Below are 25,489 nucleotides of genomic sequence, written 5' to 3'. Positions count from 1 at the left end.
GCTCCGTGATCTAGTCGCGGTCAGAAGGGGTTCGGCGGCTCGCCCCACTGGGGCAGCTGCGCCGGCAACAGTTTCTTCAGCTCCAGCTGATATTCCGGGTACAGCTGATTCGCGCCGCCGTTGGTGACCTGCGTCGGGAAGCCGGTCTTGTCGCTGAACTCCTTGAGCATGGGGTTCATGCCGGGCGGCAGCCAGTGCGCAACGAAGCCCTGCGGACGTTCCACCTCCACACGCGCGTCACATGTGTATGGATTGATCCACAAGCCCGGCGCGAGCACCCAGTTCCAACTGCGCACGTAAGGCTCGGTGAGATACACAGGATCTTCGACGGCGCTGACCCACGTCAGCACGTTGTCGTGACGAATCAGAAACTCGGTGAGCTTTCCGTTCGCGCTGCGTGGAATACCGTTGCGGCGAATCCAGCCTTCCTTCAAGTGCGTCGTCTTCACGATGAGCGTATCGCCATCCCACACACCGGTGGAGAAACCCTCCCAGGTGTGCGGCGCGTTCGGCGAGGGATGCGCACGGCCATCGAGCCAGATCGTGCGCACCGGGTTCATCCATCCGAGCATGATGTGATAAGCGACGACCTTGAATGAATTCGGATCGGTCGTGGTCCAGATGCGGATGTGAGCCGGGCCGTGCGGACCGTAGTCCGCCGGATGGGGCGCGCATTGATGCTCGGGCACCGACCATTTGTTCGCATCCCAGGTCTGGGCGCGCAACAACGCCGCGTCGTTGATTGGCAAGCCGGTGAAGTCGCCGATATCGGGGCCGCCGCCGCGGTCGAGCCGGTCCTCGTGCATCTTCTGACCCCAGGCTCCGGTGAGGTCGAGCTCCGCCGACGCCGGCCCGGCGATCAACGCCAGCGCCAGCAGTCCCCCCGCGATTCTTCTCTGCATAGGATGAGCATCCCAGTGTCGTCGTGTCTTGCGGTTGAAACGCAGGGCACGGCGCACTGTCGACATTTAATGTCTGTGCCGGACTCGCGGAACGTTAGATGCGTAGGAGAACGACAAACTCGCCCGCATGAATGAGTCCGAAGACATCCAGCAGCTGGCCGAGCGCTTTCGCGCCAGCGGCCTTCTTGGCAAGCCCGGCACGCTCAGCCGGCTGTTCGATTACTTACTGGAGCGTTCCATCGCCGGCGCGCCGCCCAAAGAAATCGAGATCGCCATCGATGTGTTCGGCAAGGACGAATCGTTCGCCGTCGCCCAGGATTCGACCGTGCGTGTGTATGTCCACAAGCTACGGCGCAAGCTCGAGGAGTTTCATACGCTGGGCGGACGCGACGATGCGGCGCACCTGGTGCTGCCCAAAGGTGAATATCGAATCGGCATTGAAGGTAACGATGCGCCGGCCGCCGAGATCACGACGCAATCACCTCCTCCCCACGTTGAGCAGCGCAGCCGGTTGAACCTGCGCAACGCGCTGGCCGCCGCGGCGGGCTGCTTCTTGCTGTTGTGTGCCGGCCTGCTCGGCTTCAACTTGCACTCGGGCGACCCTGCCAGCGAGCTGGACACCGTTCGTCACAATCCAGTGTGGGCCAGAGTGCTGGATGACGATCGGCCCGTCGTGATAGTGGTCGGCGACTACTACATCTTCGGCGAGACCGATCCCCGGTCCGGCGCCGTGAAGCGCATGGTGCGGGAGTTCTCGATCAACTCGGCCCGCGAGCTGGAAGAACAACTGCAATCCGATCCGCAGCTGAGCAGCCGCTACGAAGATCTGGACCTCGCTTATCTGCCCACCTCGACGGCATTCGCAATGCGCGACGTGCTCACGACGCTCGCCGCTCCCGGGCAGCCGCAACAGCGTGTGCAGATCGTGCTCGCGTCCAGCCTCACGACCGACATGCTGCGGACGTCCCACGTCATCTATATCGGTTACATCAGCGGCATGCGTCAGCTGCAGGAGCTGGCGTTTCAGCACTCCCGTCTGAGCGTGGGCTCCTCCTTCGACGAGCTCGTCGACAAACGCACCGGCGAGCGCTACGTGAGCCAGGCCGGACAGTTGCCCGAAGCGGGCACGATGTATCGTGACTATGGCTTCTTCTCCAGCTTTCCCGGCCCGACTGGCAATCGTTTCGTAGTCATCGCCGGAACGCGAGATGTCGCCGTGATGGAAACGGCGCAAGCACTGACGCGCGCGTGGCCGCTCGCCGAGCTCGCCCGCTCGACGCAGAGCGACTCCTTCGAAGCGCTGTATGAAGTCGCCGGACTGAACCGCTCCAATCTGAGCGGCCGGCTGCTGTTCAGCGCCGCGCTCGGCGGCACCCAGAACAGCCCCTCGAACGATCCGGCTGCGGGCGACAACAACTTCTTCCTGGCGGATCTCAACGATTCGCACGGTCGCTGAGGAAACGCTCTTGTCGTCATTGACGGATTTCTGCGCCTGGCTCGCCGACACACCGCTCAGCCATTTGTTTCAGGAAGTGCTGTGGATCGTGCCCGCCGCGCAGAGCATTCACATCCTGGCGATTGCCGTCGCCATGTCGGCGCTGCTCATGATCCACCTGCGATCCGTCGGCGTGCTGGCTCGCGATCAGACTCGTGTCGAAATAGCCGATCGGTTTATGCCAGCACTGTGGCTCGCCCTGCCCGTGCTGCTCGCCACCGGCGCCGTGCTCATCATCGCTGAGCCAGCGCGCTCGCTGCGTAATCCGGCGTTCTATTGGAAGATGGGGCTGCTGCTCACTGGCATCGTCATCACATTCGCTTACGCCCGTCCGCTTCGACGCGATCCGTCGTGGTGGGACGACATCGCTCGACGTCGCCAGCTCTCCACGAGCATCGCCGTCGCTTCACTCATCATCTGGGTCGCCATCGTGTTCTGCGGTCGATGGATCGCGTACGTCGAGCCCTTCTGACCGGAGCGCACTCATGCTCGAAGACACGCTCATGATGATCGAAAACACGCGGCTCGCGACGGCGATCCGCGAGGAAGGGCTGCTGTTTCCCTGGATCGAATCGATTCACGTGCTGGCGCTGGTGCTGGTCGTTGGCTTCATCCTGATCGTCGATCTGCGATTGGTCGGCCTCGCCTCGAAGAAGCGCGGCGTGGCCGAACTTGCCAGCAATGCCCTGCCGATGACCTGGGGCGCGTTCATCGTGGCGCTGTTATCAGGCGCGCTGCTGTTCATCTCGAACGCGATCTCTTACTGGGACAATGTGTTCTTCCAGATCAAGCTGGTGCTGATCCTGCTCGCCGGCGTGAACATGTTCGCATTCCACCATCTCGTCGCCCATGACCTGGCCGAATGGCGAACGCCTGACACCACACCCGCACTCGCCAAGGCCGCCGGCGGCGTGTCGATGCTGTTGTGGATCGGCGTCGTGATCTGCGGCCGCTGGATCGGCTTCGTCTAGCCCGTCAGCCTCTATAATTCTTCCCTCCGGGCCTTCATAAGTAGAAGCGTTACCCGGCATACGCGATTTTTATCCCGTGAAACAACGAGTTGATGGCGGAGTTTCATCTGCCAAATTGTTGACAATTTCATCAGCACTTCCTAGTCTGCCAGGCACACCACAAACAGCCCGGCTCGAGCCGGGCATGACTCGGACGGCAAGGGGGGATCCATGCGACGACGTCCAGCTTTATTCGGCGCCTGTGCACTGGTGGCGGTAACGACCGCAGCGGCTCAGGAGGCGGACACCGAACAGGTCGTGGAGCAAGTGGTCGTGACGGGCACGAGTATTCGCGGCGTGGCGAGTGCCGGCGCACCGGTGATCGCGATGGACCGCGAAGAGCTCGTGGCCACAGGCCTTGCGACCAGCAGCGATCTCGCCCGCGCCCTGCCCCAGGTGCTGAATCTCGGCGCCGACGAAAGCCGACTCGGTGGCGCGCAAGACGGCGCTGCCAACGCCACGCGCGTCTCGGGCATCAATCTTCGCGGCATCGGCAACGAAGCGACGTTGCTCCTCATCAATGGCCGGCGTCTCGCGCCTGCCGGCGTCATCAAGTCGCTCTACGATCCCAACGTCATCGCATCGGCCGCGATCGAGCGCCTGGAAGTCGTGGTCGACGGCGCATCCGCCATTTATGGCTCGGACGCCGTCGCCGGCGTCGTCAACATCATCACGCGCAATGACTTCGAAGGCGCCGAAACGGTGGCCCGCTACGGCGTCGCCGATGGCACCAGCCAGAAGATCATCAGCCAGAACTTCGGCTTCACCTGGGACACGGGCAGCGTGTTCGCGGCATACGAGCACAACGAGCGTGACAGCCTTTCCGGCGCCGACCGCGACTTCGCCACGAACGATCGTCGCGCACGCGGCGGCTCGGATGCACGGCCAGGGCTCGCGTCACCGGGCAACATCGTGGCGGGCACGACGCGTTATCCCCTGCCTGCCGGCCGCGGCACGGGTCTCAGCCCTGCGCAGCTGACCGCAGGAGCCCCCAATCGATTCGACGAGGGCTCCTTCGCCGACCTGCTGCCGAATCAGGAACGCGACAGCTTCTTCGTGGATGCGCGTCAGGAATTCGGCAGGTTGGATATCTGGTATCAAGGCTGGCTCTCCGAGCGCGAATTCGATGAACGTGTCGCGCCGGCATCGGGACAGCTGCGCGTTCCGAACACGAATGCATTTTTCGTCGCTCCGGCCGCGCTCGGCTCGCCGGCGTTCGTCAACGTCGAATATCGCTTTCTCGCCGAGGACTCGGATCCTCGCTTGTCCGGTTACGAGAACGCTCAACAGAACGCAATCGGTGCGGGCTACGATCTGGGCGGCGACTGGCGCATCGAAGGCTACGCCAATCTGAGCAAGAACCGCGGCTTCCAGCGTCGCGGCGCGATCACCAACGGCGCCGCGTTGACCGCGGCGTTGGCGAGCAACAACCCGGCAACCGCGTTCAATCCCTTCGGTGACGGCTCGTTCAACGTCACCAACAATCCGGCCCTGGTCGATCTGATCATTGCCAATCGCGACACTCACGCGACCAGCGAAGCACGCGACCTGGCGTTGAAGGCCGATGGCCCGTTGTTCTCGCTGCCGGGCGGCGATGTGCGAGTGGCCGTGGGCCTGGAGCGGCACGACAACGAGTTCAGTCAGCGGCTGGACGCCAACAACGTGCTGGCCTCCGGCGCAGTCACGACCAAGAACATCCTGAATCGTCGTCACAACGCCTCGTTCTTCGGCGAAGTGTTCGTGCCCGTCGTGAGCGAGGAGCAGTCGATTCCGGGCATTCACAGCTTGAGCGTGTCGGTCGCGGGGCGCCGCGAGGAATATTCCGACTTCGGCTCGACGACGGATCCGAAGGTCGGCGTGGTCTGGCGGCCCATTTCGTCGCTGACGGCACGCGCCACTTACGGCACGAGCTTCCGCGCACCGTCGCTCGTCGACACCAGCGAGCAGATCCACAACATCTTCATTCAGAACCTGACCGATCCCGCCGGCGTCGGCGGTGTCACTCGCGGCATCTATCACAATGGCGGTCGCGCTTCGCTGCAGCCCGAAGAAGCGACGACATGGTCGGTCGGCCTGGACTGGGCGCCCATGGGCGCATTGCAGGGCCTGACAGCGTCACTCACCTACTACGATGTCGACTATACCGACCGCATCGACGTGGTGCTGAACACGGCGCTCACGAATGCCTCGGTTTACGGTCCCTATGTCATTCGTCGCCCGCCCGCGAGCGATGCAACGGCGACCGCGGCCTTCAATGCGCTGGTACAGTCCTTCCTGAGCAATCCGGACCTGCAGAGCCCGGCCGAACCTGTTACGAACATCAACGCCATCATCGACGGTCGGCGTGCGAATCTCGGCAGCATGAAGCAGCAAGGCATCGATCTGAACCTCGGCTACGGCTTCGACACATCGTTCGGCGATTGGCGCGTGGGCTTCGATGCTGCGAAAATTCTCGACCTGACTCGCTCCATCGCCCCTGGCCTGCCTTACGTCGATGTGCTCGACACGTACAGCAATCCCGTCGACCTGCGAGCGCGTGCATCGGTGGGCTGGCGATTGAATGGCTGGTCGGCGAACGCGTATCTCAACTACGTCGACAGCTATCGCAACACGGCGATCAATCCCAATGTCGAGGTGGACAGCTACAAGACGGTCGATGCCTCCATCGTCTATGACTTCGGCGAGGAGCGTGGCGCGCTCAGCGGCGTGAGCTTGTCGGTCAACGGCCAGAACCTGCTCGATGAGGATCCGCCGGTGGTGCTGAACGGCCTGGTGTCCTGGGACAACCAGAACGTCTCGCCGCTCGGACGGTTTGTTTCCTTCGTGCTCACGAAGCGCTGGTGATCATGCGAGCGACCCAGTCAACGTTTCGAGTCACCTGGGCGGCAGGCGTATTGCTGCTGCCCTTTCATCTGGTTCACGCGAGCGAGCCAAAGGAGTCGCGGCCGGGTGTTTATCGCGGCTACTCGGAAGCGCGCTTCAGCGAGTGGCAAAAGACGTCTCAGTACGTCGCGATGTCGGATGGCGTGAAGCTCGCTGTCGACATCTATCGTCCGGCCGTGAATGGCCGCGCGGTCGATGAGAAGTTACCGGTCGTCTGGATTCACACGCCGTATCGACGCGCCTACACCGACCCCAAAGGAAATCTCGTCAATCCCCTCGAACGGCTGAACTTGATGCCGTTGCTCAACCACGGCTATGTGCTCGCAGCTGTGGATACCCGCGGACGCGGCGCGTCCTTCGGCGCCCGTCGCGGATTCCAGGATCGCACCGAAGCTCGCGATGCTTATGAGATGACCGAATGGTTCGCCTCCCAGCCGTGGAGCACGGGCGCGATCGGCGTCGCGGGATGTTCCTATCTGGGCGGCACCACCTGGCACGCTGCCACGATGATGGCCCCGCACCTGAAAGCCATCGCACCGGGCTGCACCGATTTCGACAAGTATGGATTCGTCAGCCGGGGCGGCATCACGGCGCAATTCAACACTCGCCCCGAAAATCCGGGCCAGGACTTCGGACAAGGCGTGGCGCCGGTGCAATCCGATGCCGACGGCAAGCAAGCGCAAGCCGCAATCGCCGAACACGCGAAAGGCACGCCGATGGCGGAGCTGTGGGCGGGCATGCGCTATCGCGACGATGTTTCGCCGCTGCTCAAGGTGCCGTTCTGGCGCGAATCCAGCGTTGCCACCTATGCCAAAGAAATCGAGCGCTCCGGCGTCGGTATTTTCATCTGGGGCAATTGGCTGGATGAAGGCAGCTTCGAGGCGACGCTGGCCTATAACAACCTCGACAACCCGCGCAAACTGTGGATGGGCGAATGGGGTCACTGCGAGGTCGGCGACTTTCCCATGGCGACCGAATTCCTGCGCTTCTTCGATCATTTCCTGAAGAAGGTCGACAACGGCTGGCAACGCGAGGCGCCCATCTACTACCGCACCGTCAACGCACCCGCCGGCAACGAATGGAGCAGCACGGATAAGTGGCCACTGGCGAACGCGCGTAACCAAACATTGCACATCGGCGGCACGGCATCCCCCGGCGTGCCCGGCCAACTGACCAACAAGGCCGACAACACGGCGACCGCCGACAAGTTCGTCGTCAACTACGATCCCAAGTGCAGCGGGAAAGTCGATCTCTACTTCCTGATGTGGCCCTGTGGCGTCGACCAGCACGGCTTGGGCTACACGACTCCGCCACTTACGGCCGATGCGCACATCGCCGGCCATCCCGTCGTCGACCTGTGGATCTCATCCACCACCCATGACGCGGACGTTTTCGTCTATCTGGAAGATGTGGCGCCAGACGGTACGGTGTCCATCGTGACGCATGGACGCCTGCGAGCCTCACACCGTGGCGAGCAGCCCGCGCCCTATCGAAACTATATGGGCCTGCCCTATCACCGTGGCGAACGAGCCGATGCCCAGCCGCTGGTACCTGGCAAGCCCGCGCGATTGCGACTGGATTTGTTGCCGACCTCCACGATCGTCAAAGCTGGCCATCGTGTGCGCCTGATCGTTGCGGGTGCGGATCCGCGTCAGCGCTCGCGCAATGTGCAATTCGATCCGGCGCCGACTCTCACTATCCACCACGATCGCGAGCATGCGTCACAGCTGACGCTCCCCGTCGTTGGCGCATTCACCGCCGAGGTGCGGGGCGAGTGAGGCTACTTGAGGTCCAGGTCCATCGCGGACAGCGTTTCCAGACCCTCGGCAATATGCTCGCGCATCAGCCGCTCGGCATCCTTGGCGCGGCCATGGGCAATGGCGTCGGTGATCTTGCGATGACCGGCGTTGGCGCTGTCGATGCGGCGAGCGCTGTAGAAAGTCGTGATCAACAGCCGATAGATGGGAATGCGCAGCCGCTCCAGAAACATGCGGATGAACTCGTTGCCCGAGCCTTCGATGATCAGCTGGTGCCACTCGTCGTTGAGGCGCGCGAAGCGCTCGTGATCGATGGTGTGCTCGATGTCGTTGAGCTCGGACTGGACCTTCTGCAACTTCCGCTTCAGCTCCGGTTTGTCCGCAGCCGCAAAGTCCGCTGCCGCCATGCCCTCGAGCGCCATGCGCGCCCGATACATCTGACGCAGGTCGTCGTGCGTGAAGCGCTTCACTGACGCGCCCCGGAATTCTTCGATGGTCACCAGCCCTTCGCTCGACAACCGCTGCAACGCTTCTCGGACGCGAGTCCGCGTCGCAGTCGGTTGCTCGCGCATGATGTCCGCTTCGACCAGGCGCTGGCCCGGCACGAAGGTGCCTCGGCGAATCCGTTCGCGAATCCACTCCACGATGTCACCCACGCTCAGCGGCTCGGTCCGTGCAGCGGTGCGTGCTTTGGTTACAGTGCGATGGTCAGTCTTGGCTGGCATGCGAGCTCATGGCCGCGAAGGCGGCCCTGGCGACAATATGATCGATGTTTTGGTCAACAATCAACCGGGACTGATCGCGTCATGGAGCTGATCTTCACGGGCGATCTGATCCTCGACGAGCCGCAGCCCGAACACTGGCTGGGAGCCATTGCGCCAGCGCTTCGCAGCGCAGATCTGACGATCGGTCACCTGGAGGTCCCACATACAACTCACATCGCGGGCAGTCCCGACGATGTGCCCGCACCGGGCGCCGATCCTTCTCATCTGCCGGCGCTGGCGGGTGCCGGAGTCGGGATCGTGACTCTGGCCGGTAATCACATCGCAGACCTGGGTGAAATCGGCATCGCTGACACGATTCGCGGTCTCGCTCACGCGGGCATTGCATACACCGGCGCTGGAGCGAACCTCAGTGAGGCGCGCAAGCCAGCAATCGTTGATCGCTGCGGCAAACGCATTGCCGTACTGAGTTACAACTGTGTCGGCCCGCAGAGCGCGTGGGCCGGACCATCGCATGCCGGCTGCTCATACATTCGGGTCGAGCCCGCCGACGGCGGTCCAATTCGCCCGGCAGCTGCGCTCGAGCGTATCGATCCCGCATCGTTAGCCGCCCTCGCCGCAGACATCAAGGCCGCCAAGGCGCTGGCAGATTTCGTCGTCGTCGCCTTTCACAAAGGCATTGTGCACACACGCGCCAGGCTGGCCCCCTACGAACGTCCCCTCGCCCACGCGGCCGTCGACGCAGGTTGCGATGTGGTCATCGGTCATCACGCTCACATCGTCCGAGGGATCGAATTTCATCGCGGCGTGCCCATCTTCCACGGCCTCGGCAACGGCTGCGTCGTGACTCGAGCACTGAGCCCCGATCAAACTTCGCCCGAGCGTGCTGCCTGGGCTCGCAAACGCAAGGAACTGTTTGGCTTCGAACCCGATCCGGCGTATGTGCTCGCGCCGTTTCATCCGGAAGCAGTGAATGCTCTGTTGGGTCGGATGCACATCGATGCAGCTGGCAAGATCCGCGTCGGGTTCATTCCCGTGCACGTCGATCCTCCGGGCCGTCCGCGCCTTGCGCCGGACGCCGCTCAGCGCATCGCCGATTACATACGGACCATCGGCATCGAAGCTGGTCTGCCGCCGCTGACAATGCAAATCACAAGTGAGGGCGTGTGGCTGAATTGATAGAACGTGACAGCAGCGGCCAGACACGCGGACCATTGTTCTACATCGGCGCCGGCGGCCTGGTGCTCGCGATGGCGGTCGAAGCGCTTGCGGTACTCGGCCGTCACGCCGGCATTCCCTTACTCGGCGCGCTGGAAATCATCCAGGCGTGCATTCTGCTGATGGCTTCGGCGGCGATGCTGTCCGCCACGCTGAACAAAGGACATGCGACTGTCACGTTGCTCACAGCGCGCGTCGGCGATCGCACACGCAGCTATTTGCACGCCTTCGCCCATCTGTTGTCGGCGTTGTTCTTCGTCGGGCTGGCGTCGGGCGCGCTGTGGCTCGCGGCCGAATCGTGGAACGACTTCGAGCAGAGCGAACTGCTGCACATTCCCTTTCGCCCGCTTCGCATCGTATCGCTGGTGGCGGCTCTGGCCATTGCGCTGGTGTTCCTGCGTGACATGTGGCGCTCACTCCGGGGGCGTGCATGAACGGCGTCCTTGGCGTCATTGCCCTGCTCGTCCTGCTGACGTTGGGCGTGCCTATCGGCGTCTCGATGGGCGTGGTCGGCATGGTCGGTCTGATGCTGTTGCTGGGCCCTGAGCCTGCCATCATCAAGTCGGGCGTCGTGTTGTTCGAAACCATCACCCGCTATGAATTGGGAGTGTTGCCGCTGTTCCTGTTCATGGCGCACCTTTGCTTTGCCGCGGGCGCCAGTCGTGACTTCTTCGAAGCGGCCGCACGAATGGTCGGACACCGTCGCGGAGGCCTCGCCATTGCTTCGGTCGCGGGCTGCGCCGGCTTCGGTGCAATCAGCGGTTCGAGCCTCGCAACCGCAGCCACCATTGGACTGATCGGTCTGCCGGAAATGCGCAAACGCGGCTACTCCGATGCGCTCGCGACCGGCTCGATCGCCGCGGGCGGTACGCTGGGCTCGATCATTCCTCCGTCGGGCGCCTTGATCGTGTTCGGCATTCTTGCCGAGCAGTCGATCGGCAAGCTGTTCACGGCCGCCATCATTCCCGGCCTGTCGCAGGCGCTGTTTTACATCATTACGATCGTATTGCTGTGTCGGTGGCGTCCGTCGATCGGGCCTGCCACCGCCCGCGCTCCGTGGTCCGAGCGGCGTGCAGCGCTGTTACGCATCCTCGATCTCGGCGCGTTGATTCTGGTTGTGCTCGGCGGCATCGCCTTTGGCTGGTTCACGCCGACCGAAGCGGCTTCGGTTGGCGCGACGGGTGCGTTGGCTCTTTGCGCTTGGCGTCGCAGGTTGAATCGCGATTCGTTGCGAGAGGCGCTGGCACAGACGCTGCGCACGACGGGCATGATCTACGTCGTCATCATCGGCGCGCTGATTTTCGCGGTGTTCATGAGCTACACCGGCCTCGCCGAGCAGGTCGCCGATTTCATGGAAGGACTGCCGGGCGGCACGCTGATGGCCATCATCATCATGACCATCCTGCTGTTGCTGCTCGGCTCGGTGCTCGACGGTCTCGCGCTGATGCTGCTGACGACGCCGATCCTGCTGCCCATCGTGACCGACCTGGGCCTGTCACCCATCTGGTTTGGCATCTACCTGGTGCGCACGATGGAGATCGGTTTCGTCCATCCGCCCATCGGCATCAACCTGTATGTGATTCAAGGCATCGCCAAGGATGTGCCGCTGATCCGCATTTTCAAGGGCGTCGTGCCGTTTCTGGCGGCCGACTTGTTACACCTGTCGCTATTGATCGCCCTGCCGGGAATGGCGTTGGCGCTGCCGGGGTGGTTGAACCAATGAGCTTGCTGTCTTTGTTGAATCGCACTTTGGACGATCCGTTGCAAGCGGCACGGTCGCGACGCGCGATCGGTTACTTGGGTTGGGATGTTCCGGTCGAGCTGATTCTCGCTGCCGGCGCGGCGCCCGTGCAGTTGAGTGCGCTTCCGCATTCGGGCGATACGACGCTCGCTGATCGATTTCTCGAGAGCAGCTTTTCCGCGCAGAGCCGAGTCGTGGCAGATCGGTGGCTTGCGGGAGATCTCGATTGTCTGGACGCCGTGATCTTCTCCCGCAGCGATGATAATGCGCAGAGGTTGTACTACTACCTCTGCGAGTTGCAGCGCATGGGTGAGTGCAAGGGGCCACGGCCTGTGCTGTACGATCTGGCCCGAATACACCGTGGATCGAGTGTGGCGCACACGATTGAGTCGACGCAGGCGCTGGCGTCTGCTGTTGGTGTGGACGAGTCGCGGCTGGCTGCGGGGATCGAGCGCGTTGTTGCTCGACAGGCGCTACAGAATGAGCTTGCGAGGCTTCGAATCGCAGACGAGGTGCCGCTGGGATCTGTGGGGTATCGGATCGTGCGCGGTGGGCGTACAGACTGGTCGGATGAGTTTGACCGCTCGATGCGGGAGTGGCTCGCCAGTCCTGCGACTGTCGAACCGCGCAAGCGAATGTTGCTGGTGGGCAGCGTGCCGTTCGACGATCACGTTCATGCGGCGATTGAAGTGGATGGAACCGTCGTCGTGGGCGAGATCAATGAAGCCTGCTCGGCAGCGTCCATTCCGGCGGCGGTCACGCGGGCCTATCAAAGCAATGATGACGCCGGCAGCTTGGACTCTGGTATCGGCTCGCCCTCGCCCGTGGAACTCATTGCCCGGCGCTGCTACGAGCAAACAAGAGCGATCAGTACGCTGCTGCAATCCCCGGTCGACATCGTCAAGGCCGCGCGAGCCTTGCGAGCTGATGGCGTCGTCGTTTGGATGCTTGCGACCGACACTGGCCTGGCCTGGGAGGCGCCTCGAATTGAACGCTCGCTGCACGAAGCGTCGCTACCGACGCTGATGCTGACCTCGCAGCCTCAGACGCTCACCGCTGAAGCGCTCACTCAGATCGCCCAGTTCCGCCGCGCGCTGGAGGCTCGATGAGACCGCTGAATGGCATGTCAGTGCTCGCGCTCGGCGGCGCCGCAGACGGCGCACTCGCTCGATTGCTCACTAGCTTTGGCGCGCAGGTCACGCCCGTTCAGCTCCCCCTGGCGAACGAGCTGCCGCGCGCCGATTTTCTTATCGAGGACATGGGCCTGGCCGCGTTGCGACGCGCCGGACTAACGCGCGAGCAGATCGAGCAAATCAACCCCCGCTTGATCCACGTTTCCGTCACCACCTTCGGCAGCGAAGGCCCACGCGCCGAATGGCGCGGCGGTGAATTGATTGCATCCGCCATGGGCGGCACCCTCCGAGTGACAGGCGACGTCGATCGCTCGCCCGTGAAAGAAGCTTTGGATGCCTGTTGGTTCCACGCAGACATGGTCGGCGCAGCCGGCGCAATGGCGGCGCTCGTGGAGCTGGCAAACACAGGGCGTGGCCAACACGTTGACGTATCTGTGCAGGAAGTGGCCTTCTCTCGCAACGTCAATGGCGTCCTCGTCTGGCAATTCGATCGTCGCAAGTTACATCGGGTCGGCGGCGCGCTGAACTACGGTCGCGCGACCGTCCGCTGCATCTGGCCACTCGCCGATGGTTTCTGCTTCCATACCTTGATGACGGGCCGCTTCGGCGCGCCCGCCAATCAAGCACTCAGCGATTGGATCGATGAAGCCGGCTTGCCGAACCCGCTCCGAGGCGTCGACTGGACGCGCTACAACCGCTCCACGCTTGATCCGCAAACGCGGCGCGAATGGGAACGAGCCATCGAAGCCTTCTTCTCCACACGCTCACGACACGAGATCTCGACGGATGGCCGTCGCCGCGGCATCAATGCAACCGTCGTCGCAGAGCCCAGTGACGTGCTAGCCGATCCGCACTTGGAAGCCCGCAACTTCTGGGCCAGCGACGCAAATGGCAAGCGCAAGCCCGCGCGCTTCGTTGCCATGAAGGAAGGCTCACAGCTCGCGCCGCCCGCTCGAAGCAACACTCGCGTCAGCGAACGGCTCGGTCCGCTGAAAGGCCTGCGAGTGCTGGATTTCTCCTGGGCCCTGGTCGGTTCGATCACGACCAAGGTCCTCGGCGATCTTGGCTGCGACATCATCAAAGTCGAAACACGTGGCCGGCCTTGCCTGTCTCGCATCGACGTGCAAGTGAACGCATCGCGTGCCGACAGCTTCGATGACAAGCCTTGGTTCGCTCACCTGAACACCTCCAAGCGCAGCCTCGCACTCGACCTCAAGCTGCCACAGAGTCGCGACGTGCTCGACCCATTGCTCGACTGGGCCGACATCGTGGTCGAAAACTTCTCGCCCGGCACGATGGCGAAGCTCGGCCTCGACTATGCATCGCTCCAGAAACGAAACCCCGGTGTAATCATGGTTTCCGGCAGCGTGTTCGGACAAACCGGCCCGCTCGCCGAATCGTGGGGCGTGGATGGCACCGGCGCGGCCCTCTCGGGCCGCACGTTCCTGACGGGCTGGCCCGATAGAAATCCGGTGATTCCAGGCGCCGTCCCCTATGGCGACGTCATTGTTCCTTACGTGATGGCAGCCGCGACGGCTGCCGCTGTCGATCATCGCCGTCGCACGGGCAAGGGCTGTCACATCGACGCCGCGATGTACGAAATCTGCGTCCAGCAGATGCACGATGCCATCACCGCCGCCGAACACGGCAAACGACCGACGCGCAACGGCAACGACGATCCAAAGGTATTCCATCAAGGCGTCTACGCCACCACCGGCGACGACCAATGGATTGCGATCACGGTCCCATCGCAATCGGATTGGGACCGACTCTGCGCAATAGCGAAGCTCAGCGCAACGCCGCGTGACGCCGAGCCCGCTCTGAAGGCATGGTGCCTCGAGCGTGAAGCGCACGCCCTGATGGAACAGCTGCAAACTGCCGGCATCGCCGCGGGCGTCGTGCAGGACATCGAAGATCTCATCGAGCACGATCCGCAGATCGCGACCCGACACGCCCTGATGAATCTGGAGCATCCGCTGCTGGGAGCTTTCGGTCACGTGCGAACGCCCATCACCTTCTCGGCAGCGGTCACTTCCCCCTATCGCGCACCGTCGATCGGCGAGCACAGCATCGCCATCGCCAGCGACCTGTGCGGACTGAGCGCGTCCCGCATCGAAGAGCTGGAGCGGCTCGGAGTATTTCGATGAGCACCATTACCCACAGCAGCGGCCAACGCAGTCGCAAAGACCTGGAATGCACCGCCGCCGCGACCGCGTATCAACGCGAGTTCGTCACAGAGCTGAAGAAGCGCGTCATCGACGCGGGCGAGCCGTTCGCCATCGCGCAGGCCGACACGCCGCACGAAATCTTCCATGTGATGGATATTCCACTGGTCACCAATCAATGGTGGTCGGCGTATATCTCCGCCAAGCAACTGTCGAACCACTACGATCAGGTGCTCGGCAAGCTAGGCTATCCTGCGAATCGGTGCCGCTACTGTTCCCTGGGGCTCGCCTGCACCCTCGATAACAATCCTCGCGTCGCGCCCTGGGGCGGGTTGCCGAAGCCGACGGTGCTCGTGGCTCGTCTCACCTGCGAGTGCATCGAGCACGTCTTCAGCCAGTGGGCGACGGCGCTCGGCAGCGAGTTCTTCCCGTTGGAAGCGCCGGGCTGGCAGCACAAAGATCCGCAGTGGTTCCGCAACTCCAATGAGCGCTGGGATGAAGTGTTCGAACAGCGCCGCATCGAACTGCTGGTTCGCGAGATGCGCGAGCTGATTTCCTTGCTCGAAGCGCGCACCGGCCGCAAGTTCGATGAGGACAAGTTCCTGCAGCTCATGCTCGCAATCAACGAGCAGGAAGGCTACATCGCCGAAGCCGCCGAAATGATCGGCGCCGCACGCCCCTGCCCGGTCTCGATCGCAGAGCAGATGCCGAACACGATGATTCCGCAGTGGCATCGCGGCTCGCCGTGGGCGGTGGCGCACGCACGCCGCTTCCGCGACGAAGTGAAACAACGCATTGCCGATGGCGTCGGAGTCGGCAATCGTGAGCGCCTACGATTGATGTGGATCGGCGCGGGACTGTGGCACGACCCTGGCTTCTACAGCGCACTCGAAGATCGATACGGCGCCGTGTTCGTGTGGTCGATGTACATGCCCTTTGCCGGGCCGCAGTACATTCGCGAGCTGCGTGACCGGCCGATGCACGCACTCGCAAGCCGCATCTGCTCGATGAATGAAGTGCTGCACCTCCCGCCGTGGATGAATGAATGGATGGTGAGTGAAGCGCAGCGCTGTGACATCGACGCGGCCGTGATGCTCGTGCCGCCGGACAATCGCCTGTCGCAGTCGGGCACGAAGATCACCGAGCATGCGCTGGCCCGCGCCGGCATCCCGACATTGGCGTTGTCGGCCGACATGGTCAGCGCCAAGGATTGGAGCCACGAGCGCATGGTGGAGCACGTCGCCGGCTTCCTACGGCAGGAAGGGCTTCTATGAGGGTGCTGCTAGCCCTTCTTATTATTATATGTATGGCCGGCTGCACCCAGCCGACGCCTGGCGTGACGGTATTGACCTATGCCAGCCCATTCAGCCCGGGGCACCCCTTCAGTCGCGCCGATATCGCCTGGATGAAATGGGTCGAACAGCAATCCGCCGGCGGTATCGAGATTCAGCCGTACTGGTCGGGGTCGCTGCTCTCCTCCGAGCATTCCATGCACGAGCTGCGGCATGGCGTTGCGGACATCGGTTTGATCACACCGATCTACGCGCGGGGCGGCGCTCATCTCATTCGAGCTCAGGCAGGGTTCTACGGCGGACTCAGCACCTTCGAGCAACAAACCGCACTCTGGCGCTGCATGGCCGCTGCCGATCCTCAGTTCGGACGCGAGTTGCACGGCTTGAAAGTTCTGGCGGTCCAGGGCGGCAATCTTCCAGGCATCGTCACGCGGGATCGAGCCATACGCACGCTCGATGACCTGCGTGGGCTGCGACTGCGCGCGCCGTCGGAGTTACTGGCGGTGCTCAAAGACCTGGGCGCCGATCCCATCGACATGCCCATGGGCGAAGTGTATTCGGCGCTCGCCAAGGGCGTGCTCGATGGCGTGGTCGCGCCGCCGGACACGCTCAAGTCGCTGCATTTCGCCGAGGTCGCGAAGTACTTCAACACGATCAGGATTCCTCGCGGCGCTTACGCGGCTCGCGCGATCGGTGAGCGTCGCTGGCGCAGCCTGACGGCCGGGCAACGTGCCCTGCTCGAACGCAGCACCGAAGTCTGGGAAAAAGCGCTGGCGGCGGAGCTGCTGGTCGCGAACGACGTTGGACTCACCGCGGGCCGCGAGCATCACGTCGAATTTCACGACATGCCGGCGGATGAGCAGGCGAGGTTCGACTCGATTTACGAACGCGACGGCGAAGCGCGAGCGCGCGCCCTCGCCCGCTTTGGCATCGATGGCCTACCCACTTACAGGCTGGCGCGCTCGGTCGCCGCGCAAGTCACGGACGACAACGGCATCCGCTGCAGCAGAGATCAAACATGAGCTTACCGCTAGAAGGAATTCGCGTCGCAGACTTCAGCCATGTGATGGCGGGACCCTTCGCCACTCATCTGCTACGAATGCTCGGCGCGGAAGTCATCAAGATCGAAGCCCCCGGCCGCGGCGACGCTATGCGTAACTACGGGCCCGATCGACGCTACGACGGCATGGCCCCTGCCTTCATCGGTGTGAATGCGGGCAAGAAGTCCCTGGTCCTGGATCTCAAGCAACCGTTGGCGCAGGAAGCGGCCCGCCGCTTGATCGCAACGTCGGACGTGCTGATCGAAAACTTTCGACCCGGCGTGATGGCGAAGTTCGGCTTGGACTACGCATCGGTGCGCTCGTTGCGCCCCGAGCTGATCTATTGCTCCATTTCCGGCTATGGACAAAACGGCCCCCGTCGCGACTGGCCGGCGATCGATAACATCGTCCAAGCCACGACAGGAATGATGACACTGGGCGGCGCCGCCGGTGACGCCCCCGCGAAAGTCGGTTTTCCCGTGGTCGACACGCTCACCGGACAGACGGCAGCCTTCGCGATACTCGCGGCGCTGCTACGACGGCAGCGCGAACGTCGCGGTGAGTACATCGATGTCGCCATGTTCGATGCCAGCATGGCATTCATGACTTCGGCCATCGTGCCGTACCTCGTCACCGGCAATCCGCCCGAGCGCACTGGAAACATCGGCTACAGCGGACAACCCACCTCCGCTGTATTCAACGCCAGCGACGGCCGGCAGATATCGTTGGGCGTGGTGCAACAGGCGCAGTTCGAGGCGCTGGCTCGCGAAGTCGGTCGCAAACGATGGCTGGAAGATCCTCGGTTCCTCACGCCGGATCTGCGACGCAAACATTCCGCCGAGATGCGCGATGAACTCGAAAGGGTGTTTGGTGAAGCGCCCGCCGCGCACTGGGAGACCCGGCTGAGCGCTGCCGGCATTCCTTGCGGCATGATTCGCGATGTTGCCGAAGCGGTCTCACTGCCCGCGCTGGAAGCACGCCGACTGAAGCTCGGCTTGAATGTTCCGGGCCTGCCCGAGCGCCAACAGGTCGAGATCGTGAACGCGGGTTTTCTGTTCAGCGAGGATCAACCCGGCGTGGCCGCGCCGCCGCCACAACTCGGTCAGCACAGCAACGAGATTCTGAAGTCGCTCGGATTTTCGGCCGACGAGACTGGAGCCCTTCAGGTCGAGGACTGATCGACGGGCTCGGTTTGCATGAAACGGCGATAAATTGCGGATGGAGGTCGCAGACAGCCTCATGCCCTGGCTATTGCCAATTTTCAACGAGGGCATAACATCCAGGTTCATGTCTGCGCCGTTGGTCCCATCTCTCCAGGCATCCAAACAGTGAGCTCCAAGAGAATCACGAGCGACAAGTTCGCGCCGAAAATGGATCGCCGTTGGGAGCGCACCCGGGCGGCGCTGATGAGCGCCGGCCGCACTTTGTTCGCGTCGCGCGATGTCGAGGGCGTTACGATCGATCAGATCGTCGCGACCGCGGAAGTCGCCAAGGGCAGCTTCTACAATCACTTCGTCGACAAGGACGTGTTCGCTCGCGAGATCGCAAGCTCCGTCCGACGGCAGGCCGAGCAAGCGGTCAACGAAGCGAACGCCAACGTAACTGACCCGGCCGCGCATCTGGCTCGCGCGCTCTGCGTGTTCATGCGCTTTGCCATCGAACACCGCGAAAGCGCGCAGGTGCTATGGCGCCTGAATTCCGGCGCCACCATGGTCGACGCGCCGATCAATCGAAACCTGCGTAACAACGTGCAGGAAGCCATCGACCAACAGCGCTTCAAACACGTCGACATCGAAGTCGCCGCGCTGCTGGTGATGGGAACCATCGTCATCTCGTTGCGTCACGCCCTGGAAGATAGACTCGTGACGCCGCACATCGACATTGCCAAGGGCATGGCGGCCGGCTTGTTACGCTCACTCGGCGTGCCGGCTGCTCAAGCCGATCGCCTCGCCTGCGAGGCGGCCAACGATATTCTGGCGCCTCAGAAATCCACGCTCGCCGAGACGAAGTAGTTCCTCGGACGCGAGTAGATGACTTCCGCGTAGCCTGCGGAAGTGCTGAACGATGAATTGCCGGCGACCCGATATTGCTCGTCCGTCGCGTTGTTCACGCCTGCGCGGAACCGCCACGCGCCCAGCTCCAAGGTCAGCGAGGCATTTACTAGCGTGACATCGTCGAGCTGCGCCACCTCCATGGAATTCGCCGCGTCGAAGAACTGCTCCGAGGTGTAGCTCAGGTTGACGCGTGGGGTCAGCGTCGCATTGCCGACTTCGAAGTCGTAGCCCACACCGAGGTTGGCTTGCCACTCAGGAGCGAACGGCAGTGTGTTGTTTGGACCGACGGTTTGCGTCGTGCCCGGCACGACGGCGATTTCATCGAACTGGTTGTCCAGGTAGCCGGCGCTGGCTTCAACCAGCAATTCTCCTGGCGCGTAGGTCAGCTCCAGCTCCGCGCCTTCGATGGACGACTTGCCGGCATTGAACAGCAGCGGCACGATGCCGAGTCGGTAGGTCAACTGCATGTTCTCGTAATCGGTGCTGAAGACCGCGGCATTCAAACGCAGGTTGGCGCCCAGCTCTGATTTGAAGCCGAGCTCGAACGTCTCCGCCGTCTCCTCATCGAACGCCACCGGCAGATTGCCCGGCGGCGCGAGGTTGTAACGTTGGTTGAACCCGCCGCTCTTGAAGCCTTGCGACCAGCTCAGGTACGTCATCACCGACTCGTTCCAGCGATACTGAATGCTCGCGGATCCGGTCGTGGACTCGTACTTGTTCTCGAACTGACGCGGGATGATGTTGAGGCCGGGACCTGCCACCAATGGCGTATTCATCGTGGTCGGGATGCGTACCGGGGCCGTCAACGGCGTCACCGTGAATGAAACGATCTGGATGCCCTTCGTCTCCTCGGTGTAGCGGACACCCGCCGTCAGGCTCAATGCTTCGCTCGCGTTGTAGGTCCACTGCGTGAACAAGGCGAAGTTGTCGTTGTCGATGAGCGCTCGCTGATAATCGAGCGAGCCCGGAATTGCACCGCTGGCAACCAGCGGCGGCGGAGCCGCGAACGGTACTAGCAGGAAGTCGTCGATGGCCTCTTCGAAATAGAAAGCACCGACCTCGCCGCGCAGACGCTCGGTCTCGACCAGCGCCTGCAGCTCCTGGCTGAACTGATCGCCCGCGCTCGAATAATCCGTGTGCAGCACCAGCAGCTCGGTATTGTCCGCGTCACGACTGCCGCTCCAATCCAACTCACGATAGGCGGTGATCGACTTCAGCGCGAAGGTCTCGGTCAGCTCCCATTGCAGCGTCGCGGACGTTCCCCAGTTTTCCAGGGTACTCTCGGCAGGCGCGTTGCCGCCGTTGCGGTACTTGCCGAGGTTCCACGTAGCATCGTTCGCACAGCGCTCGTCGACGATGTTTTGTGGAACGGACGGCGGTGGGAACGTCGCACCTGGACACCCATTGCCTCGGCTGATCGCCGCAGGGAACACTTGCGATTCGTTGATTGCCGCGAAGACGAACGGCGAGCCGTTTTCGTCTTCCTTGGTGTAGTCACCTCGCAGTGTGAGCGTGAGGCTGTCGCTCGGCAGCCATTGGAGCGATGACTGCACGGTGTACGTGTCTTCATTGCCAAGGTCGACGCCATCGAAGGCACGCGTGACATAGCCGTCGCGCTGGCGCGCGCCGACCGAGAACCGGGCAGCGAGGGAATCGGCGATCGGCACATCGACGGCGGCGAAGCCTTCGTAGAGATTATCGTCGCCAAAGCCGACGCGCGCCGTGCCCCCGAATTCCTTGCCCGGTAGCGTGGTCGTCAACAGTACTGCGCCACCAATGGTATTCCGGCCGAACAATGTTCCCTGGGGGCCACGCAGGATCTGAACGTTCGAGATATCCCGGAAGTCGAGCACGCCGCCGACCGAGCGACCCATATAGACATCGTCTATATATAAACCCACGCCGGGATCGACGCCGGATGAGCCATCACTTTGGCCGATGCCGCGGATATAGACCTGTGCGGCGGAATTGTTGCCGGTGAGCGGGCCGTAGCTGGCGAACTGCAAGTTCGGCGCGACTTGATCGAGATCTTCGGTGCTGGTGATCTGCTGCCGTTCCAGTGCCGCGGCCGAGAAGGCCGAGATAGCGATGGGCGTGTCTTGCAGGGATTCCTCGCGTTTGCGGGCGGTGACAACCACCTCTTCCAACGCGCCCGCCTGCCGGCCCTCGTCAGCCGCGTTCGCCACCATGCTCGGCGCCGTAAGGCCCATGATGAACGGAACCTGCCATGCAGTCGCCCACACGCGCGCGCCAGTGAACCTTCCTTTCACAGCCATAGGCCGCCCCCTGCGACGTTATATTTTGAACCATTACGTCACTATTGGACGACTTCGTCAATAGTGGCTCGGGGCTGCCCAGCACCGATCCATTCATGCAGCTTATAGCCGTGAGACACAGAAGGTGTTACCTCACGGGGCCGCTTCTGCCCTAGTGTTCCGCCCTCAGGCCAGATGACCCATTGAACCGCACCGAACATGTCCACCGATCCGTCGTTGCTCAACGAGTACGATCCCACGCTCCCCGAAACGTTTGACGGCGTGCATGCGACTTTTGCCGATCTGCGCTCCCGCTGCCCGGTCGCGCACAGCACGCAATTCGATGGCTTCTGGTCGCTGGCGCGCTATGAAGACATCGTCAATGTCCTGCGCGATTCGGACATGTACATCACATCGGTGCGCAACGTGGTGCCCGGCTCGTCGACAACAGGTCGTCGGCCACCCCTGCACTTGAATCCGCCCGAGCACACGCCGTATAGACGCGCGATCGACCGTGCACTCAGCCCGAGCCGCGTTGCTTCGTTGCTGCCCGCGACACGGCGCATCGCCCTCGAACTGGCGGCAGACCTCGTGGCGCGCGGCGAAGCGGACCTCGTCGAGCACTTCTCCGCCGTTCTCCCCGTGCGGCTGTTCGGTGAGTGGCTCGGCCTGGATGAGAAGCAGACGGAACATCTCGCCACGAACTCACGCGCCTACATCAAAGCCTGGGAGGCCTTCGACAAGCCTGGTGTGGTCGTGGCAGGCGAAGGCCTCGCGACACTGGCTCGGGAACTGATCGAACAGCGTCGCGTGCAGCCGCTCGATCCCACCATCGACCCGACCAGCTCGCTGCTCTCGGAGCGAGATGCCGATGGCAATCCGTTCCCGGATGTGCTGCTGGCGGGCTGTGTGCGTCAGGTGCTGGTGGTCGGCTTGGTCGCGCCGCCCATATTATTGGGAAGCATCGCCGTCCATTTATCTCGAGATCAGGAACTGCAACAGCAGCTGCGCGCCGATCGCTCGCTGATCCCGGATGCCGTCGAAGAGTTCGTTCGTTTGTACACGCCCTATCGCGGGTTCGCCCGAACCGCCCGTGAGGACGTCACGATTCGTGGCCGTACGATCCCCAAGGACGAACCCATTGCACTGTTGTATGCCTCGGCGAATCGGGACGAAGCAGTGTTTCCCGAGCCAGACAAGTTCATCCTGCGTCGGCCCAATATCAATCAACACATCGCGTATGGCCGCGGCCCGCACATGTGCGCCGGCGTTCCTCTGGCTCGCCAGCTATTGCGCGTCTCGCTGGACGCGCTGCTACAGAAAACGACGCACTTTGAACTGAGCGGCGAAGTGCGCATGAGCGGAATGCCCGAAGTCGGGCCACTCTACGTGCCGCTGCGGATGACGCCCGCCAAAACCTAGCGCGAGACGACGACCTGCACTCGGCGTACTGCGGCGTCCTCGACGCCCTTTGCGCGCTTCGTTTCGTCCTGCCACTTCACCTCATACTGCAGCGCCGTCAGGCCAGCGCCACGTAACAAGTCGGCGACCTGCTCGGCGCGACGGCGGCCAATCTCCTTATCCTCCTGCATCAACTGACCATTCGATAGCAACGACGCCGCTCTATAGCCGGTGATCTGGACCTTCGTCGCGTTGCTCTGCCTGGCATGCTCGAAGATCTGTTGCAACGGCTGCGCGTGACGAAACATTACGAGCGAGTCGAACTCGTAGCGCAGCTCGAATGACCTGGAGGCCGCCACCTCCTCGGCTCTAGGCTTCGTCACCGGATCGCCGAAGGCGAGTCGACCCTTGCTCGGCCCCGGCGGCCGTGGCGGCTCGAACGCAAGGTTGTACCGTTCCTCCGCGGGCAGCATGGTGTTGCAGGAACCGTCCAGCTCCTGCATCACCGATAGCGCCACCGGCTTGAGCACGATGCCCCCGCAGATGCGCGGCTCGTCGCTGACCGTGCCTTCAACGAGCACTCTGTGTCCGAGCCACGGAGGATTCACAGGCGCGCTCACGTCCGTCTGGATCGTGAGAAAGTAAGTCTCCCCTTCGTACTCGGCAAGCCAGCATGGCACGGTGTTCGTGTCGCGCACGATCGGGCATGCGACGAAGTTACGATGATTTGCGGGCGGCTCGGCTGCCATGGCAGCCCCGGCCCAGCTCAGCATCGCTAGCAAAACAACCTGCCTCTTCATAGCGCGCTCAGGAAATTGATCAGGTCCTCGCGCTCCTGATCGGTGTAGCCAATGTTGAAGCGGCGGTCGTAGAAATCCACCAGCTCGCGCAACGAGCCCGCCGAGCCATTCGCAAAGTACGGCGCGCGTGCCGCCAAGCCTCGGAACTGTTGCATCACTATCGCGCCGACGTCATTGCACTTGCCGGAGATCAGTCCTCGACCCGGGTCCTGCGTATAGAACACCCGCCCCAGGAACGGATGCGGCGGCACATTCGCCTTGCACGTGATCTTGAACAGCGGCATCTGCGGCTTGCGTTCGTTCCAGGGATTGAGCGGCTCTTCGCGGGCCCAGGGCAAATTGGTCGTGCCCAGATCCATCCAGCCATTCACGATGTCCATGCCCATCATGTGCATGCCGTGACACGTCGAGCAGGTGCGCTTGGTCGGATTGCCCAGACCCACGGTGTTCAAGTGCATGGCATCCTTGATCCAGAACGTCCGGAACATGAACACGTCGTGACCTCTAGCAATGGAGGCACGCATGTCGTTTCGACGCGTGATTTCCGGATCCGGCGACGGCGCGGGTTTCCGCCACGCCTCGCTCATCGGAAACACGAAGTTCGTCACGTTGTTGCCGAGCAGTCCTTCCCGACCCTTGGCCAGGTTGTAGATGCCCAGCCCCGGCGGCGTCTCCGTTTCGATCAGGCTGCCGGCACCGACGTGCATGGCTTGCGCCGTGTAGACCTGGCTCTCGAAGCTGACGATCTTCGCCAGACGCTCCTCGTCGAGCTTGCCGTTGAACTGCAAATGCGTGACGGCCGCCTCCACGGCTTGAGTCTTCAGCGTGGGCTGACGCGCATCGGACAGGATATTCATGCCCGAAGGCAGGCCCGTCTCCGGATCGCGCGTGGCCGGCAAGCCGTTCTTGCCGATGAACGAAAACACGCCGAAGCCCTGATGCGTGAAATATTTGGTGTTCGCTGCCACGCGAGGCCGGCGGTAGACCGACACCATCGGGTTCGCGCTCTTCAACCCGTACGTCGCGTGCATGTTGCAGCCGGTCGGATCCCGCACCACTTCAATCGTGAACTCGGGATCGATGTTCGAGCCGTCGGCGGCCTTGGGCGGCCACGGCAGGAAGATGCGAAACAGGCCCCGCTCCAGCAACAGCGAATGTGACTTCGGGTCGCCGGGCGGCAGGTCCGGGCAGTTCATGCCGTCGATGGGCGCGAAGATGGGATCCTTGCCCTGAGTCTCGTGCCAGCGCTGCTGAACCATCTCGACCGACAGCGACATCGCATTCGCCGGCTGATGACAGCTCACGCAGGCTCGGCCGTTCTCCCCGATGGGCTCGAAGAACGGGTGGCCCTTGGTGTCGATGACGCCGGCATTGTTCAACACACCGACCTGGCCGAACGAATTGGGATAGGCGATCACCGGCGGCAGCGGTGTGCCCTCCCCCGGCGTCCACCAGCGATTTGCCGGCGGCGATTGGCTGTCGCTCACCGGCGCTTGTTGAGCCTGCCGATTTTGATTGGGCACGTGGCCCGCGACCGGCTGATCGGCGAACACGGCGCCGGCCAACAGGCCAGCGCCGATCCCGATCGCAATCTTAACTTTGGCTTTCAACAATGAGACGC

General features: G+C 62.8%; 20 protein-coding genes. 15 read left to right on the top strand and 5 right to left on the bottom strand.

Annotated features, from left to right (window positions below; genetic code table 11):
- Nucleotides 1-20: 20 nt before the first annotated feature.
- On the bottom strand, nt 21-902 hold the full coding sequence (locus EK373_RS21220) for a hypothetical protein (protein WP_129645683.1): 882 nt from the start codon (nt 900-902) through the stop codon (nt 21-23).
- A gap of 127 nt (nt 903-1,029) precedes the next feature.
- Between EK373_RS21220 and EK373_RS21215 the strand changes: the two genes are divergently transcribed.
- From EK373_RS21215 to EK373_RS21195, 5 genes are all read left to right on the top strand, one after another.
- A complete protein-coding gene (locus EK373_RS21215; RefSeq protein ID WP_129645682.1) occupies nt 1,030-2,358 on the top strand; it encodes a helix-turn-helix domain-containing protein in 1,329 nt (442 codons plus the stop codon).
- 10 nt (nt 2,359-2,368) lie between these two features.
- Nucleotides 2,369-2,869, top strand: coding sequence for a DUF6644 family protein (locus EK373_RS21210; protein ID WP_129645681.1), 501 nt, complete (start codon nt 2,369-2,371; stop codon nt 2,867-2,869).
- Nucleotides 2,870-2,882: 13 nt separating this feature from the next.
- On the top strand, nt 2,883-3,368 hold the full coding sequence (locus EK373_RS21205; protein WP_129645680.1) for a DUF6644 family protein: 486 nt from the start codon (nt 2,883-2,885) through the stop codon (nt 3,366-3,368).
- A gap of 210 nt (nt 3,369-3,578) precedes the next feature.
- A complete protein-coding gene (locus EK373_RS21200) occupies nt 3,579-6,251 on the top strand; it encodes a TonB-dependent receptor plug domain-containing protein (RefSeq protein WP_129645679.1) in 2,673 nt (890 codons plus the stop codon).
- Nucleotides 6,252-6,253: 2 nt separating this feature from the next.
- Nucleotides 6,254-8,068 carry a CocE/NonD family hydrolase gene (locus EK373_RS21195; RefSeq protein WP_129645678.1) on the top strand — a complete coding sequence of 605 codons (1,815 nt, stop codon included), beginning with the start codon at nt 6,254-6,256 and terminating at the stop codon, nt 8,066-8,068.
- A gap of 2 nt (nt 8,069-8,070) precedes the next feature.
- Here EK373_RS21195 and EK373_RS21190 read toward each other — a convergent pair whose 3' ends face one another.
- Complete coding sequence (locus EK373_RS21190) at nt 8,071-8,772, bottom strand: GntR family transcriptional regulator (RefSeq protein ID WP_129645677.1); 702 nt, start codon at nt 8,770-8,772, stop codon at nt 8,071-8,073.
- 81 nt (nt 8,773-8,853) lie between these two features.
- On the opposite strand from EK373_RS21190, the gene EK373_RS21185 reads away from it, so the two are divergent.
- From EK373_RS21185 to EK373_RS21145, 9 genes are all read left to right on the top strand, one after another.
- A complete protein-coding gene (locus EK373_RS21185) occupies nt 8,854-9,948 on the top strand; it encodes a CapA family protein (RefSeq protein ID WP_129645676.1) in 1,095 nt (364 codons plus the stop codon).
- Nucleotides 9,936-10,421, top strand: coding sequence for a TRAP transporter small permease (locus EK373_RS21180; protein WP_129645675.1), 486 nt, complete (start codon nt 9,936-9,938; stop codon nt 10,419-10,421). Before EK373_RS21185 ends, EK373_RS21180 begins: the two co-directional genes overlap by 13 nt.
- On the top strand, nt 10,418-11,710 hold the full coding sequence (locus EK373_RS21175) for a TRAP transporter large permease (RefSeq protein ID WP_129645674.1): 1,293 nt from the start codon (nt 10,418-10,420) through the stop codon (nt 11,708-11,710). The genes EK373_RS21180 and EK373_RS21175 overlap by 4 nt, the downstream gene beginning before the upstream one ends.
- Entirely contained in the window at nt 11,707-12,837 is a 1,131-nt protein-coding gene (locus EK373_RS21170; RefSeq protein WP_129645673.1) for a 2-hydroxyacyl-CoA dehydratase, read from the top strand. Before EK373_RS21175 ends, EK373_RS21170 begins: the two co-directional genes overlap by 4 nt.
- Nucleotides 12,834-15,008: a CaiB/BaiF CoA-transferase family protein gene (locus tag EK373_RS21165; protein WP_129645672.1), complete on the top strand. Its 2,175-nt coding sequence runs from the start codon at nt 12,834-12,836 to the stop codon at nt 15,006-15,008. Before EK373_RS21170 ends, EK373_RS21165 begins: the two co-directional genes overlap by 4 nt.
- Nucleotides 15,005-16,300 carry a 2-hydroxyacyl-CoA dehydratase subunit D gene (locus tag EK373_RS21160; protein WP_129645671.1) on the top strand — a complete coding sequence of 432 codons (1,296 nt, stop codon included), beginning with the start codon at nt 15,005-15,007 and terminating at the stop codon, nt 16,298-16,300. The genes EK373_RS21165 and EK373_RS21160 overlap by 4 nt, the downstream gene beginning before the upstream one ends.
- A 32-nt stretch (nt 16,301-16,332) precedes the next feature.
- Complete coding sequence (dctP, locus tag EK373_RS21155) at nt 16,333-17,340, top strand: TRAP transporter substrate-binding protein DctP (protein WP_198683488.1); 1,008 nt, start codon at nt 16,333-16,335, stop codon at nt 17,338-17,340.
- Nucleotides 17,337-18,536, top strand: a complete 1,200-nt coding sequence (locus tag EK373_RS21150; RefSeq protein ID WP_129645669.1) for a CaiB/BaiF CoA transferase family protein — start codon at nt 17,337-17,339, stop codon at nt 18,534-18,536. Before dctP ends, EK373_RS21150 begins: the two co-directional genes overlap by 4 nt.
- Before the next feature lie 150 nt (nt 18,537-18,686).
- Nucleotides 18,687-19,370, top strand: coding sequence for a TetR/AcrR family transcriptional regulator (locus EK373_RS21145; protein WP_129645668.1), 684 nt, complete (start codon nt 18,687-18,689; stop codon nt 19,368-19,370).
- On the opposite strand, the gene EK373_RS21140 is transcribed toward EK373_RS21145, so the two are convergent.
- A complete protein-coding gene (locus EK373_RS21140; protein ID WP_129645667.1) occupies nt 19,340-21,688 on the bottom strand; it encodes a TonB-dependent receptor in 2,349 nt (782 codons plus the stop codon). The two genes, EK373_RS21145 and EK373_RS21140, sit on opposite strands and share 31 nt — an antisense overlap.
- 198 nt (nt 21,689-21,886) lie before the next feature.
- Between EK373_RS21140 and EK373_RS21135 the strand changes: the two genes are divergently transcribed.
- Entirely contained in the window at nt 21,887-23,089 is a 1,203-nt protein-coding gene (locus EK373_RS21135; protein ID WP_129645666.1) for a cytochrome P450, read from the top strand.
- On the opposite strand, the gene EK373_RS21130 is transcribed toward EK373_RS21135, so the two are convergent.
- Nucleotides 23,086-23,868 (bottom strand): OmpA family protein, encoded by a 783-nt coding sequence (locus EK373_RS21130; protein ID WP_157994469.1) that lies wholly within the window; start codon nt 23,866-23,868, stop codon nt 23,086-23,088. The genes EK373_RS21135 and EK373_RS21130 overlap by 4 nt on opposite strands.
- Nucleotides 23,865-25,478 (bottom strand): hypothetical protein, encoded by a 1,614-nt coding sequence (locus tag EK373_RS21125; protein ID WP_129645664.1) that lies wholly within the window; start codon nt 25,476-25,478, stop codon nt 23,865-23,867. Before EK373_RS21125 ends, EK373_RS21130 begins: the two co-directional genes overlap by 4 nt.
- Between the last annotated feature and the right edge of the window lie 11 nt (nt 25,479-25,489).

The organism is Peristeroidobacter agariperforans (assembly GCF_004138335.1).
Classification (GTDB): domain Bacteria; phylum Pseudomonadota; class Gammaproteobacteria; order Steroidobacterales; family Steroidobacteraceae; genus Steroidobacter; species Steroidobacter agariperforans.
Note: the sequence above shows the minus strand (reverse complement) of the source record. Positions and strands in the feature narration are given on the sequence as shown.

Bases quoted from the DNA above. Each gene is read 5' to 3' on its own strand.
- EK373_RS21220 (WP_129645683.1), bottom strand. From the start codon at position 902: ATGCAGAGAAGAATCGCGGGGGGACTGCTGGCGCTGGCGTTGATCGCC.
- EK373_RS21215 (WP_129645682.1), top strand. From the start codon at position 1,030: ATGAATGAGTCCGAAGACATCCAGCAGCTGGCCGAGCGCTTTCGCGCC.
- EK373_RS21205 (WP_129645680.1), top strand. From the start codon at position 2,883: ATGCTCGAAGACACGCTCATGATGATCGAAAACACGCGGCTCGCGACG.
- EK373_RS21200 (WP_129645679.1), top strand. From the start codon at position 3,579: ATGCGACGACGTCCAGCTTTATTCGGCGCCTGTGCACTGGTGGCGGTA.
- EK373_RS21195 (WP_129645678.1), top strand. From the start codon at position 6,254: ATGCGAGCGACCCAGTCAACGTTTCGAGTCACCTGGGCGGCAGGCGTA.
- EK373_RS21190 (WP_129645677.1), bottom strand. From the start codon at position 8,772: ATGCCAGCCAAGACTGACCATCGCACTGTAACCAAAGCACGCACCGCT.
- EK373_RS21185 (WP_129645676.1), top strand. From the start codon at position 8,854: ATGGAGCTGATCTTCACGGGCGATCTGATCCTCGACGAGCCGCAGCCC.
- EK373_RS21175 (WP_129645674.1), top strand. From the start codon at position 10,418: ATGAACGGCGTCCTTGGCGTCATTGCCCTGCTCGTCCTGCTGACGTTG.
- EK373_RS21170 (WP_129645673.1), top strand. From the start codon at position 11,707: ATGAGCTTGCTGTCTTTGTTGAATCGCACTTTGGACGATCCGTTGCAA.
- EK373_RS21165 (WP_129645672.1), top strand. From the start codon at position 12,834: ATGAGACCGCTGAATGGCATGTCAGTGCTCGCGCTCGGCGGCGCCGCA.
- EK373_RS21160 (WP_129645671.1), top strand. From the start codon at position 15,005: ATGAGCACCATTACCCACAGCAGCGGCCAACGCAGTCGCAAAGACCTG.
- dctP (WP_198683488.1), top strand. From the start codon at position 16,333: ATGGCCGGCTGCACCCAGCCGACGCCTGGCGTGACGGTATTGACCTAT.
- EK373_RS21150 (WP_129645669.1), top strand. From the start codon at position 17,337: ATGAGCTTACCGCTAGAAGGAATTCGCGTCGCAGACTTCAGCCATGTG.
- EK373_RS21140 (WP_129645667.1), bottom strand. From the start codon at position 21,688: ATGGCTGTGAAAGGAAGGTTCACTGGCGCGCGCGTGTGGGCGACTGCA.
- EK373_RS21135 (WP_129645666.1), top strand. From the start codon at position 21,887: ATGTCCACCGATCCGTCGTTGCTCAACGAGTACGATCCCACGCTCCCC.
- EK373_RS21130 (WP_157994469.1), bottom strand. From the start codon at position 23,868: ATGAAGAGGCAGGTTGTTTTGCTAGCGATGCTGAGCTGGGCCGGGGCT.